This window comes from Dyadobacter sp. CY356 (assembly GCF_021440195.1).
Lineage (GTDB): Bacteria > Bacteroidota > Bacteroidia > Cytophagales > Spirosomataceae > Dyadobacter.
The window spans coordinates 1-12,542 of sequence record NZ_JAJTSZ010000004.1; the positions used below are offsets into that span (position 1 = coordinate 1).

13 protein-coding genes are annotated in these 12,542 nt (G+C 38.6%); 4 read left to right on the top strand and 9 right to left on the bottom strand.

Annotated features, from left to right (window positions below; genetic code table 11):
* Positions 1-246: 246 nt before the first annotated feature.
* The 7 genes from rodA to LXL81_RS14250 form a co-directional block, all read right to left on the bottom strand.
* Entirely contained in the window at positions 247-1,530 is a 1,284-nt protein-coding gene (gene rodA, locus LXL81_RS14225; protein WP_234647465.1) for a rod shape-determining protein RodA, read from the bottom strand.
* Between the two features lie 40 nt (positions 1,531-1,570).
* Positions 1,571-3,496, bottom strand: a complete 1,926-nt coding sequence (gene mrdA, locus LXL81_RS14230) for a penicillin-binding protein 2 (RefSeq protein ID WP_234647466.1) — start codon at positions 3,494-3,496, stop codon at positions 1,571-1,573.
* A gap of 94 nt (positions 3,497-3,590) precedes the next feature.
* Positions 3,591-5,165: an NFACT RNA binding domain-containing protein gene (locus LXL81_RS14235; RefSeq protein ID WP_234647467.1), complete on the bottom strand. Its 1,575-nt coding sequence runs from the start codon at positions 5,163-5,165 to the stop codon at positions 3,591-3,593.
* Positions 5,166-5,211: 46 nt separating this feature from the next.
* Complete coding sequence (locus tag LXL81_RS14240) at positions 5,212-5,592, bottom strand: nucleotidyl transferase AbiEii/AbiGii toxin family protein (RefSeq protein WP_310589593.1); 381 nt, start codon at positions 5,590-5,592, stop codon at positions 5,212-5,214.
* Between the two features lie 3 nt (positions 5,593-5,595).
* A complete protein-coding gene (locus LXL81_RS14245; protein ID WP_234647469.1) occupies positions 5,596-5,841 on the bottom strand; it encodes a nucleotidyl transferase AbiEii/AbiGii toxin family protein in 246 nt (81 codons plus the stop codon).
* Positions 5,796-6,101, bottom strand: coding sequence for a DUF6922 domain-containing protein (locus LXL81_RS29325; RefSeq protein ID WP_409013902.1), 306 nt, complete (start codon positions 6,099-6,101; stop codon positions 5,796-5,798). Before LXL81_RS29325 ends, LXL81_RS14245 begins: the two co-directional genes overlap by 46 nt.
* Before the next feature lie 44 nt (positions 6,102-6,145).
* Positions 6,146-7,213: a PLP-dependent cysteine synthase family protein gene (locus LXL81_RS14250; RefSeq protein WP_304488677.1), complete on the bottom strand. Its 1,068-nt coding sequence runs from the start codon at positions 7,211-7,213 to the stop codon at positions 6,146-6,148.
* Between the two features lie 189 nt (positions 7,214-7,402).
* Here LXL81_RS14250 and LXL81_RS14255 point away from each other — a divergent pair, with 189 nt between their 5' ends.
* Positions 7,403-7,609, top strand: a complete 207-nt coding sequence (locus tag LXL81_RS14255; protein WP_234647470.1) for a DUF2281 domain-containing protein — start codon at positions 7,403-7,405, stop codon at positions 7,607-7,609.
* Positions 7,610-7,996 carry a type II toxin-antitoxin system VapC family toxin gene (locus LXL81_RS14260; protein WP_234647471.1) on the top strand — a complete coding sequence of 129 codons (387 nt, stop codon included), beginning with the start codon at positions 7,610-7,612 and terminating at the stop codon, positions 7,994-7,996.
* A gap of 16 nt (positions 7,997-8,012) precedes the next feature.
* On the opposite strand, the gene LXL81_RS14265 is transcribed toward LXL81_RS14260, so the two are convergent.
* Together LXL81_RS14265 and LXL81_RS14270 are read right to left on the bottom strand one after the other, a co-directional pair.
* Entirely contained in the window at positions 8,013-8,774 is a 762-nt protein-coding gene (locus tag LXL81_RS14265) for an MBL fold metallo-hydrolase (protein ID WP_234647472.1), read from the bottom strand.
* A gap of 8 nt (positions 8,775-8,782) precedes the next feature.
* Positions 8,783-9,160, bottom strand: a complete 378-nt coding sequence (locus tag LXL81_RS14270) for a response regulator (RefSeq protein ID WP_137341445.1) — start codon at positions 9,158-9,160, stop codon at positions 8,783-8,785.
* 191 nt (positions 9,161-9,351) lie between these two features.
* Here LXL81_RS14270 and LXL81_RS14275 point away from each other — a divergent pair, with 191 nt between their 5' ends.
* A complete protein-coding gene (locus LXL81_RS14275) occupies positions 9,352-9,999 on the top strand; it encodes a DUF1684 domain-containing protein (RefSeq protein ID WP_234647473.1) in 648 nt (215 codons plus the stop codon).
* 77 nt (positions 10,000-10,076) lie between these two features.
* Positions 10,077-12,491 carry a phenylalanine--tRNA ligase subunit beta gene (gene pheT / locus LXL81_RS14280; protein WP_234647474.1) on the top strand — a complete coding sequence of 805 codons (2,415 nt, stop codon included), beginning with the start codon at positions 10,077-10,079 and terminating at the stop codon, positions 12,489-12,491.
* The last annotated feature ends 51 nt before the right edge of the window (positions 12,492-12,542 follow it).

Consider the following 12,542-nt stretch of genomic DNA (forward strand, 5'->3'; position numbering starts at 1 on the left):
GCGTTTGAACTGTTCACTGAATATTCGTCTTGGACGAATATTCAGTTTTGTACTTTTTTTGGAATTAGATTTTGAATTGCTCATGTTTAATTGTCCGTTTCAGGGCAACCTATTTCAGGCAATCACAGAAGAGTCAGTTACATCGCAAAAGGTTCAAAATTGAAGATAATAAAAGATGAATTGTCGGCTATAATTACTTTTTATCCGTCATTAACAATTAACCCTTAACAATTAATCATAAAAAAATTATCCTCTCGAAAGTGTAAATGGTCTCTGCGCATCAATCTTTAAAAAGATAAAGAGTAATACTGAAAACGACCAAAGTGACGATCCGCCATAACTGAAAAATGGCAAAGGAATTCCAATTACTGGCATTAATCCAATTGTCATGCCAATGTTTACCAGAAAGTGAAAAAAGAAAATACCGGCAACGCAATATCCATACACCCGTGCAAACCTGCTTCGCTGCCGCTCTGCTAAAATAACGAGTCTGGAAATCAATAATATAAATAATGTAACAACAACGGCAGTTCCTACAAAACCGTGTTCTTCGCCAACGGTACAGAAAATAAAATCCGTACTTTGTTCCGGTACAAAATCAAATTTTGTCTGTGTCCCCTGTAAAAATCCTTTACCGGTAAATCCGCCAGAACCAATCGCAATTTTGGATTGAATTACATTCCAGCCGATACCGCGGGGATCTGAATCAGGATCCAAAAGCACCATAATTCGTCCACGCTGGTGTTTTTGCAAGACGTTGTTCATGAAAAAATCCACACCAAAAACGATAGAGATCATGACAAAAGCAATCAGAATAGTAGCCACAAGTCCTCCCCTGCGCCGTGTCATTACCGGCATAACCCAGATCACTATTCCTGCAATAAAAATGATGGCGCCGGAAATATACCAGGAATTATAAAGCAAAGAAATGATCAGCAATGCTGCTGAAGTAATACCAATGGCCGGGATAAATCCAGGCATTCCTTCCCGATAGAGAATGATAGCAAATGACGCAAAAACAAGCATCGAACCTGTTTCATTTGATAAAAGAATCAGAACCGACGGAAGCGCAATAATGCCAAGAATGGGATAATAATCTTTTAACTTCCGGGATAAACTGATGGCAGGATCACTTAAATATTTAGAAATTGCCAGACTAACAGCCAAATTCGCAAACTGCGCCGGTTGAAGGGACATTGGTCCAAATTTTATCCATGACCTGGATCCGTTAATATTCGATCCCGCAAATAATACGACGACCAATAGAAATATTACGATCGCATAGATGATGAAGGAAAAGGTCTCATAAAATTTATAATCTATTACCAAAATACAGATAATCAATATAAAAGTAGTCCCGATCCACATCAGCTGCTTACCGGCATTGTTCGACAAATCGAAAATACTGCTGTGCGCTTCCGGATTGTACACCGCTGCATAAATATTGACCCATCCTATCCCAAGGCATGCGATATAGATCAGCACGACCATCCAATCGACATTTTTGGTTATGGGTTTTCCCTCTTCCATTACTTAACTTTTATACTATTGATGATTAAACCCTGCCAAATCAAAATCTCTTAAACCAGTTTATCTCTGATGGAATTGGTTTTTCAAGTGGTGCCATCGGAATGCCCTGTCTCCTTTTAACTGTATCTTTAACTACTGGTTTAGGCGGGGCAGGCAAAATTACATTTTTCATAAAATCCGCCTTCATGATTCTTTCTTCAAGCGCTTTATTTGTAATTTTTCGCGTTAAATATTTTTCAATAATAAGGTTGGCAATTGGTGCCGCGGCTGAACCTCCTGCTCCTGCATTTTCAACAAAAACAGCGATGGCAATTTTTGGATCGTTTACGGGTGCAAAAGCGATAAAAATGGAATGGTCCATTCCTCTTTTATTTTGAGATGTTCCTGTCTTACCAGCAATTTCAATACCCTCAACTTTGGATCTTCTGGCCGTTCCACCCTCCACTGCTCCTACCATTCCCTCAATAACAGGTTCAAAATTATGAGGCGCAACACCGGTTTCATGTTTGACCATAAAATCAGGATTTACTGTTTTGCTTTCCCCAACGCCGTGAATAACGTGAGGCGTATAGTAATATCCTCTGTTTGCGATAATCGCAGCAACGTTCGCCATTTTCAAAGGTGTAATCAATATTTCACCTTCGCCGATACTTAATGAATATATGTTTGAGAATTTCCAGCGGTTTTCGCCGTAAATCTTGTCGTAGTATTTTTTGTCCGGCAAATTACCTTTACGTTCACTCGGCAAATCAATTCCCAATTGCTGGCCAATACCAAACTTGCTGATTTTATCATGCCAGTCGTCCAGACCCGCAGCAGATGCTTTAAATGTATTCGAGATCTTGTTATTGTAAATAATCCGACGGAAAACGTTGTAAAAATAAGGATTACAGGAATGGGTTACACCGAGCGCCACAGTCGGTGTTCCTGGATGGTTATGGCAGCCAATCGGACAATTGGCGTGGGTGAAACCACTATTTGGTGTAATTACTCCTTCCTGCAAGCCGATAAGAGCCTGAATTAATTTAAAAGTAGACCCAGGCCTGTAACTCGCCATCACTGGCCGATTGAATAATGGTTTATAAGGATTTCGGTAAAGTGCCGTATAATTTTTAGAAAAATGTCTGGTAGCCAAAAAGTTTGGATCATAGGTCGGGGCAGAAACCATGGAAATAATCTGACCGGTTTTGGGCTCAATCGCCACAATACTACCAACTTTGTTGACCATCAAACTATCAGCATATTGCTGAATATCAATATCAATTCCTGAATAAAGATTTTCACCTGCAACTGCCATGGTATCAAGCTCACCACCTTTCCACGCACCTTTGTAAACGCCGCTTACATTCTGCATGACAAACTTTGTACCCCGTTTTCCACGCAATTCATTTTCATAAATTTTTTCGATACCGGTTTGTCCAATATAGTCACTTTGGCGATAATACGGCTCTTCCTGCTTTTCAAGCTGTGTTTTGCTGATCTCACTGACATAACCCAACGTATTGGCTAACGTCGCACCTTTGTAGGTACGCATAGAACTTTTTGCAAATTCAAAACCGGAATAATCCACCATAATATCCTGGATAGAAGCAAAATCTTCTTTGGACAGTTGTCTTAAAAACAGAGATGGCTTCACCCTTGAATATGCACTTGCAGCAGTAATTAAACTGTCAAATTCCCGTTTTTCAATACCAAGCACACGGCAAAACCGAAGCGTATCATCCACTTTCACCTTATAAGGAGTGACCAGTAAATCATAAACGGGAGTGTTATATACGATCAGTTTTCCGTTGCGGTCATAGATCTGACCACGGAATGGAACTTCAATTACACGTTTGATGGAGTTACTGGAAGATTCAATGGAATAACTTTCGTCCAGGACTTGTAAATAAAATAAACGAAACAGGTATATAAAACCTATTAAAGTAAAAAAGCCAATAATAACAAAGCGACGATTCTCAAGCATTCTGCACTAAATATTCCTGTTCTCCCAATTTTGATACGAAGTTCGTGATATCGAAAGACTTATCAAAGCCCTTTGATACCTAAAATATCATACTTTATTCTGCCGTCGGAACGACCATAATTACGTCCTCTTTATCAACCACCACGGCACCTTCCGGAAGTCCTTTGGGTTTGCGGACGTATTTTTTTGGCGTAACAATGACCGGACATAAACTATCCGTCCGCCTCTTTGAATGCCATGCGGCCAGCTGCGCCGCTTTTTCAATCACCGGAGCTGGAAATTTTTTACCGGATTGATGTTTTATTACAACATGCGATCCTGTAACATCCCTGGCATGAAGCCATAAATCTTCCTTATGCGCATACTGTCTGGTTAACAAATCATTGTTTTTCGCATTTTTCCCAATTAAAATTGAAAAACCTTGAAAGTCTATTTTTTTAAACAAATCCGCTTGCTCAACAGAAACTGCATTCCCTCCATGCAATCCGTTCGCTTTGATAAATGTCCTGAGCTCTCGTAACAATTCGATGGATTCAATAGATTTAACAAAACCAGTCATTTTCTCTTTCTCCTTTTCTCTCGCATCAAGACTATCATGCAAACGGGCAATTTCAATCTTTTCGTTTTTAGATTTACGGTAATATCCTTCTGCTGTTTTCTGAGGCGTAAGATCTTTTTTCAGACGTATTTTTATCTGTTGGTCACGATAAAAATCATATAATTCAACCGCTTCTGCTCTTTCAGGAATCTGGTGAAGATTTGCCATAATAATATTAGCGATTTCATCATTTTTTGTCCCTTCTTCCAGTTCAACCAATTTTTTAAATGTATTTTCGAGGTAATTTTCGATCTGGGAAATACGCTTTTTCAGGATTCTCAATATGTCTGCCTTTTCCCTTTCAATACCCGTAAGACGAATGAATGCATAGTAATATGCATTTAAAGCTTCAATCGGATCGCTGTAAGTTTCTATAATTTCTCCCACCGGCAGCAGGGAAAGTACCGGAACAAGGTCAACTTTTGTAATATAAAAAACAGGATTTTCAAGTTGATTTAAAACAGACTGAACAATCTCCCAGCGTTTTTCGGCTTGGGTTATTTCCTGTAATAAACCATTAAGATATTTATAAACAAGTTTCCCAAAAGTGGGAAAAAGCGGTTCAAACCGCAGATCATTGTTTACAAATGCCTCAAAAGTCTGGTCAATCGGCCGGTCCAGGTTTTCCAGTGTAAGTGTTAAATCCGTGGCCAGCTTATTATTAAACAACTGATTGACCGATCCATCCTTATCAAAAGCTATCAAATTTGACCTGTTCCCAAAAAGCTTCAATACCAGGACTTCACTATTTTTAAAAATGATTTCAATAGCTCTTTCGTTGGTAAAAACCCGTACATGGATAATCTGCCGGTTGTACAGGTGAGTGAAAAGATTAACACTATTTCTACGGGCCCGGTCAAATTTGTCAGGAAAACTCAAACAAGCAAAGTCAGAACGTAAGGTGGCCTTAATGAAAAATGGTTTTTGCAAAACTTCTTCAATCTCAGATTCAGCAAATACCAAAACAATTTCATCTTTTTCCTGACTGAATGCTTCAATAAATTTTTTCCCGGCTAATTCCTGATTAAGTCGCGGAGCAAGTTTCTTTAAGAAGTAATAATTTTGGTGCACTTTATTTGTTTTAAGTAAAATTGCCCTTCAAAATCTAAAAGAGCATTTACAGGAGATAATCTTTTACTGTGTTTTGTATATATGCCTTAACACTCTCCCATGTTTGACCATTTAAGCTTATAGGATCTTCACTCTCCTCGGCATCTGAAAAATATGTAATTGACTGAGGTATAGAAATTAGGAGCATTTGACTTGGAAATTTTTCGCGGTGAAAATTAATTACCTCAGATAATGAAAACTGGTGAAGTATCTCATACAAATCCCAAAAGTCCTTTTTCTTTCCCCGCCCTAATATTGCGTTAATTTTCATAGCGCAAATATCTTCCATACTATATAACCCAATGAGTTCTGTAATTTCCGGAATCCTAATTAATGGATGTAGATATTTTATGATGTCAACTTTAACTTGGTCAATGAAACAAAAAATACCCTATTTATTATTACTTCCATCAAAAACAAATGAACTTCCAAATTCTTTTTCCAACGCACTTATAATAATTTCTCGGTCAAAAAGGTCATCCCCTCCAAACAGGTCAAGATCAACTGAAATCCGATGTCCGTATTTCAAAGCTAATGCAGTCCCACCAACCAGGTAAAAACTATTAAGCTCAGGAATCACCATTAGACGTCTTAATATGGATAAAGTTCTGGCGTCAACTGTTTCGAGATGTAGCATCGGAAAGCATTCAAAGGTTCACTAATTACTGCACTTGCCAGGTACAATCTGTGTTCGGACAGGTATTTGGAATTTAAAAGCACAGAACGTACTTTTTCTTCATTATAATATCGTCTGCATTGTCGAATATCTTCAACGTCCCCCCTTTCAAAAACTCTCTCAATAACAAATGCAGCTTTCACATCATAATCTAATGCTTCAAAGTTAACATCCCAAAAAATCCTCTTATCGAAAACAGGCAGATTCGTTTTTTTTGTCATGCTTATTTTTGATTTTCCACCTAAATATACATAACTCCAATTGTCTAAATCAAATCAATAGCCAATTGATGTCTTGCAACCTCTTCCGAATAACCATTTATTTCAAGCCATTCCTCGTTATAATAGGTATTCATGTACCGTTCTCCCGAATCACAAATTAACGTTACAATTGATCCTGCTTCTCCTTGTGATTTCATTTCTTTTGCCAATTCCAATACTCCCCAGAAATTTGTTCCTGATGAACCTCCGACTCTTTTATTTAGCAAAGTTGTGAGTGTTAACATGGCGGCAAAACTTCCCGCATCCGGCACCTGAATCATATGATCAACAACCGTTCTTAAAAATGAAGGTTCTACACGTGGACGGCCAATTCCCTCGACTCGTGATCCTAATTCACTGCAAATTTTGGGGTCATTATTTTTCCAGAAATCGTAAAAAACCGAGTTCTCAGGATCAACAACGCATATTTGTGTTGCATGTTGTTCGTAACGTACGTAGCGGCCAAGTGTAGCAGACGTTCCGCCCGTACCTGCGCCTGTCACAATCCATTTCGGAACCGGATGATTTTCGTACTTCATCTGACGAAAGATGGATTCAGCTATATTATTATTTCCGCGCCAGTCAGTTGCCCTTTCTGCAAAAGTAAACTGATCCATAAAATGACCATTTGTTTCCTGGGCGATCTTGTGTGAAACATCATAAACCTCCGCAGGATGATTTACAAAATGACACTTACCGCCATAAAATTCAATCGCCTGAATCTTATCCGGACTCGTTGATTTTGGCATAACCGCGACAAAAGGTAACCCCAAAAGCTTGGCAAAGTACGCCTCTGAAACTGCCGTTGAGCCGCTTGAAGCTTCAACGATAGTGGTTCCCTCATGCACCCAGCCGTTACAAATTGCATACAAAAATAAAGATCTTGCCAGCCTGTGTTTCAAACTTCCGGAAGGATGTGTTGATTCGTCTTTGAAATAAAAATCAATATCCGGAAAAGAAGGAAGTTTCAAAAAAATCAAATGAGTATCTGCTGAACGTTGATAATCCGATTCAATTTGTGAAATGGCATTTCCAATCCAGGATGTTTTATCTATGTGTAATGGATGGCTCATTTAAGCTGATTGTAGACTTTGCGATAATTTATACAAAGATTACAGCTTAATTATGGAAAGCAAGGCGAGGAAGATTTTATATATGTTTTGACGAATATCGATTGCGTCATCCCAGATTTCTGAATAAGTAAGTATGAATTTTTTATCTTAATTTAATTAACTTTAATTGAATTTAAATAATATCATAGAATGTCAGAGATTCAATTAATAGAAAAAGTAAAAAAATTACCGCCTTCCGATCAAAAGGAAGTTGAGGATTTTGTTGACTCTATTCTGCAAAAAAAAATCAATCTTCCTGCGATAGAGAAAAAGCGTACGTTGGGATTATTAAAAGGAAAAATGAAAATGAGCGAGGATTTCGACGCTCCACTGGACGATTTTAAGGATTATATGTAAATGCAGCAATATCTGTTAGATACTCACACACTACTTTGGATGCAAGATGATAATAAAAATCTTTCTCCATTGGCAAAGAAAATATTAAGTGATGGAAATTCTCAACTTTATGTAAGCATTGCTTCATTTTGGGAAGTAACAATTAAACTATCCCTGAGGAAATTAGAACTAGAGTATACAATCGATGAGCTTTTCACGGCATGTGAAATCACTAATATTGTAATTCTACCAATTGAAATAGCTTTTTTAAAAGAATTACATTCGTTACCATTTTTTCATAAAGATCCTTTTGATAGAATAATAGCTGCAACTGCTTTAAGCCTTGATTTAAGTATAATCACAATAGATGAATACATCAAACGATATAATTTGAAGACTATTTGGTAGAATTAAAATTTCAACCTCACAACTCCAAAACCAACCCATCATAAGCCAGCCTCACATTTGGTGGCAATTCCTTCTCGACCTCGGCATGTAAGCCAAGTTTATGGCTCATATGTGTCAGATATGCCATTGGCACATTGAGTTTGTCAATTAATTCAAGAGCCTGGGAAAGTGTGAAATGAGAAAGATGCGGTTCTTTTTGCAGGGTATCAAGAACTAAAACACGCGTTCCGGCAATTTTTTCCTGTTCCACTTCTGAGATATAATTCGCGTCGGTTATATAAGTAAAATCGCCGATACGGAAGCCAAAAACGGCAAGTTTATAATGTAGCACTTCAATGGGCGTAAAAGTGACCCCCTGAACGTCAAACGGTTTATTTTCAATTGGATGAAGTTCAAAGTGCGGAACGCCCGGATAACGCATTTCCTGAAAAGCATAGGCAAATTCTACCTGGATCTGGTTCAGAACTTCCTGGCGTCCGTAGAGCGGAATATCTTTTCCGTGACGATGGTTGAAGGCTCGGGCATCATCCAGGCCGGCAGTATGGTCCTTGTGTTGGTGGGTATAAATAATCGCGTCTAAATCTCTGACATTGGCGCGTAGCATTTGCTGCCTAAAATCCGGTCCGGTATCAATTACAAAAGATTTTCCATGAACCTGAATCCAGACGGAGGTTCTGAGACGTTTATCGTGGAAATCAGTTGAACGGCAAACGACACAATCACAAGCAATAACGGGTACTCCTTGTGATGTGCCGGTTCCTAAAAATGTAATCTTCATGCAACAAATTATTCTGTCAAATGCGCAACCACTTCTACCAGACGGTCAAAGTTTAACGGTTTCATAAGCGCATCGTCGAATCCGGCTTCTTTAAAGTCTTCTTCTGAATAATTTTTGGCGTTGCCAGTTATCGCTACAATTGGTGTCTTCGCTTTGTCAGCATTTGCCAATTTTCTAATATTCCGTGCACACTCCATTCCATCCATCACAGGCATATTGATATCCAGCAAAATGATGTCAAAATCTTCCTTTTCAAGAAGCTGTAACACTTGTTCTCCATTCTTTACGGAAGTAATCTCATAATGTTGAAATTCAAGAATCTTCCTTGCCAGATTTTGAATTACTGAGCTGTCTTCGGCAATGAGTACTCGTTTTGTGTAGGACATATAATGGATCAGGTATTGTTTTTTAATTATTTGGCAGGTGAATTTAGGTATATTTCATTCAACAACGCAAATTCCGCAGCCGGGAAGTTCCAAAATTATCATAAAAAAAATAAATAATCGGTTCTGATTTTTACAAACGCATATTTCAGGTGTAAGTTTGTAATTCTTTTTACAATTTGATTTGCAAGATTATGTTTAAAAACAAAGTAATACGCTGGAGCACCCTGGCGATGCTTGTGGCTATACTGGCTTATTTTTTTACCGAAAATTTCAGTTCAGGCAATGTTGAGGCAGATAAAGACGATTTGATCGCTGCAAACCCGCAGCAATACATTGAAAAAATAACACAGGAAAGAGTTTCAAAAGATGAGCAGTTCAGGACAACAAAGGACTCACCTATTCAGGATAAAGATAACTTTCACGGCCTTCATTATTTTGATATAGATCCCGCCTATCGGGTGAAGGCGTTCATAACTCCTTACGAAAAATCCGACAAAGAAGTAAAGTTACCCTATACCGACGGAAGCACAACGACCTATGAACGTATTGGTTATGCTAATTTTAAAATCAACGGAGTCTCGCAGAAACTGTTACTCCTGAAAAATGAAGCTGTAATTTCCGTTCTTTTCAAAGACGCAACCAGCGGGAAAGAAACGTATGGCGGAGGCAGATATCTTGATTATCCTGTGTCAAAAATAAAAGGCGATTCATTGGTCCTTGATTTTAATACTGCCTACAATCCTTACTGTGTGTATGCACCAACCTATGCATGTCCGGTTCCTCCGGCAGAAAATACTTTATCAGTAGCAATACGCGCAGGAGAACAAGGAAATCATTAATTTTGTTAAAATAAAAATCAGAAGAAGATAAGAGGTTTCAAACCACTTCTCACCTCGTACCTATATAAAATACCCGCATGAAGATCTCGTATAAGTGGCTTAAAGAAATAATTGAAATAACTGAATCTCCCGAAGAAATAGGTGTATTACTGACTGGAACAGGCCTGGAAGTTGAAGGAATAGAAGAGGTTGAATCCATTAGAGGAGGGTTGAAAGGTGTTGTAATCGGAGAAGTGCTTACTTGTGAAAAACATCCGGAAGCGGATCGTTTGAAAATAACGACTGTTGATGTCGGTTTAGAACAACCCTTGAATATTGTTTGCGGAGCTCCAAATGTTGCTGCCGGACAAAAAGTAATTGTGGCCACCGTGGGTTCTACATTATATCCGACGGGAAGCGACGAACCTTTGGTTTTGAAAAAATCAAAAATCAGGGGAGCGGTTTCCGAAGGTATGATTTGCGCAGAAGACGAGTTGGGACTTGGTGAATCACATGACGGAATTCTTGTTTTAGATACGGATCTTCCAAACGGAACGCCTGCTTCAGAATATTTCGGAATATCTTCGGATTTCATGATCGAAATCGGATTGACACCAAACCGTGCGGATGCAGCTTCACATTATGGTGTAGCACGTGATTTAAAAGCGGTTTTGAACCGTGAAATAAATTTGCCTTCGGTTGATGCCTTCGCGGTTGAAAATCATAATTTACCAATTACAGTAATTGTTGAAAACCATGAAGCAGCACCGCGATATGCAGGTGTAACAATTTCAGGAATCAAAGTTGGAGATTCTCCGGAGTGGCTAAAACAGCGTTTGGCTACCATTGGGATTCGTTCTATCAATTCAATCGTTGATATTACCAATTTCATTTGCCACGATCTTGGGCAACCGATGCATGCTTTTGATGCGAATAAAATCACAGGTAATAAGATTATTGTAAAAACTGTTGCAGCAGGAACTCCATTTATTACACTGGACGGACAGGAAAGAAAACTTTCTGATCAGGATCTGATGATTTGTAATGAAACCGAACCGATGTGTATCGCCGGTGTTTTTGGTGGATTGACTTCTGGCGTTACTGCTGAAACAACTTCAATTTTTTTAGAATCTGCTTATTTTGATCCGGCCTGGGTTCGCCGTACTGCGCAACGTTTTAGCTTGAAAACTGATTCTTCTTTCCGTTTTGAAAGAGGAACGGATCCGAATATGCCACTTTATGCGCTAAAACTTGCAGCACTTTTGGTGAAGGAAATTGCAGGCGGTACCATTTCATCTGACATTACTGATATATATCCAAATCCTGTGGAAGATTTTGAAGTGAATGTGAAGTACCGTCATATCGACAGATTACTTGGCAAACCGCTTGATAAGTCGTTAATCAAAACGATTTTGACTGGTCTTGATATCAAGATTCAGAACGAGGATGAAATCGGATTTACTGCCATTGTTCCGCCATACCGCGTTGACGTGCAGCGCGAAGCAGATGTGATCGAAGAGATTTTGCGTATTTACGGTTTCGGCCAGATCGAGTTGTCGGCTGGTTTGAGTTCTAATTTCCTTTCGGATTTCCCGGTAAATGACCCGGAAAAACTAAAAATGCGTCTTTCTGAATTATTGGCGGCAAACGGATATAACGAGATCATTACAAACTCTTTAACCAAACCTGAACCACAGGCTACTTTGGGAGAAAGTGTTTTTGGGAACCCGGTTAAGATATTGAATTATCTGAGTGAGGATTTGTCGGTTATGCGCCAGACTTTAATTTTCTCTGGTTTGGAAGTTGTGGCTTACAATGCAAACCGCCGTCAAAAAGATCTTAAAATTTTTGAATTTGGTAAAACATACCATGAACTGAACGGAAAGTATTCTGAAAAAGAACGTCTGGCCCTTTTCATATCCGGGAATTTTCAGGAAGAAACCTGGCTTGAAAAATCAAGAGATGTAACGTTCCACGATCTGGCTGCTTCGGTAAATCAGGTTTTGTCTGCTATGAAAGTAAAAAATGTGGAGAAAGAAGCAGCAGATGCTAATATATTCCAGCAGGGAATTACTTTGACACTAAATAAAAAACCATTGGTAACTTTTGGGTTGTTAAAATCTTCAATTACCAAAAAAGGTGATATTAAAGCACCGGTTTATTATGCTGATTTTGACTGGGACTATTTGTTGCGCCAGTACAATTATGCAGTTCAATATAAAGAAGTTTCCCGTTTCCCGGAAGTTAGAAGAGATTTGTCGCTTGTTGTTGAAAAGAAAATAACTTTTGAAGAACTTCGCCAGATCGCTTATAAAACAGAAAGACAATTATTACGTTCAGTAAATGTTTTTGATGTTTACGAAGGAGCCAATCTGGAAGGTAAAAAATCTTATTCGATCAGTTTTATGTTACAGGACGATCAGCAAACACTGACCGATAAAGTAATAGAAAAATCAATGCAGCGGTTGATCTCAACCTACGAGCGCGAATTGGGAGCCGTCATTAGAAAATAATGAAATTTTGATCCGTCGGTGAACACGGAATTTATGTAGCATAAAGGATTT

Excerpts from the sequence above, each read along its gene's own strand:
- rodA (WP_234647465.1), bottom strand. The coding sequence starts at position 1,530 with ATGGAAGAGGGAAAACCCATAACCAAAAATGTCGATTGGATGGTCGTG.
- mrdA (WP_234647466.1), bottom strand. The coding sequence starts at position 3,496 with ATGCTTGAGAATCGTCGCTTTGTTATTATTGGCTTTTTTACTTTAATA.
- LXL81_RS14245 (WP_234647469.1), bottom strand. The coding sequence starts at position 5,841 with ATGCTACATCTCGAAACAGTTGACGCCAGAACTTTATCCATATTAAGA.
- LXL81_RS29325 (WP_409013902.1), bottom strand. The coding sequence starts at position 6,101 with ATGACAAAAAAAACGAATCTGCCTGTTTTCGATAAGAGGATTTTTTGG.
- LXL81_RS14250 (WP_304488677.1), bottom strand. The coding sequence starts at position 7,213 with ATGAGCCATCCATTACACATAGATAAAACATCCTGGATTGGAAATGCC.
- LXL81_RS14255 (WP_234647470.1), top strand. The coding sequence starts at position 7,403 with ATGTCAGAGATTCAATTAATAGAAAAAGTAAAAAAATTACCGCCTTCC.
- LXL81_RS14260 (WP_234647471.1), top strand. The coding sequence starts at position 7,610 with ATGCAGCAATATCTGTTAGATACTCACACACTACTTTGGATGCAAGAT.
- LXL81_RS14265 (WP_234647472.1), bottom strand. The coding sequence starts at position 8,774 with ATGAAGATTACATTTTTAGGAACCGGCACATCACAAGGAGTACCCGTT.
- LXL81_RS14270 (WP_137341445.1), bottom strand. The coding sequence starts at position 9,160 with ATGTCCTACACAAAACGAGTACTCATTGCCGAAGACAGCTCAGTAATT.
- LXL81_RS14275 (WP_234647473.1), top strand. The coding sequence starts at position 9,352 with ATGTTTAAAAACAAAGTAATACGCTGGAGCACCCTGGCGATGCTTGTG.
- pheT (WP_234647474.1), top strand. The coding sequence starts at position 10,077 with ATGAAGATCTCGTATAAGTGGCTTAAAGAAATAATTGAAATAACTGAA.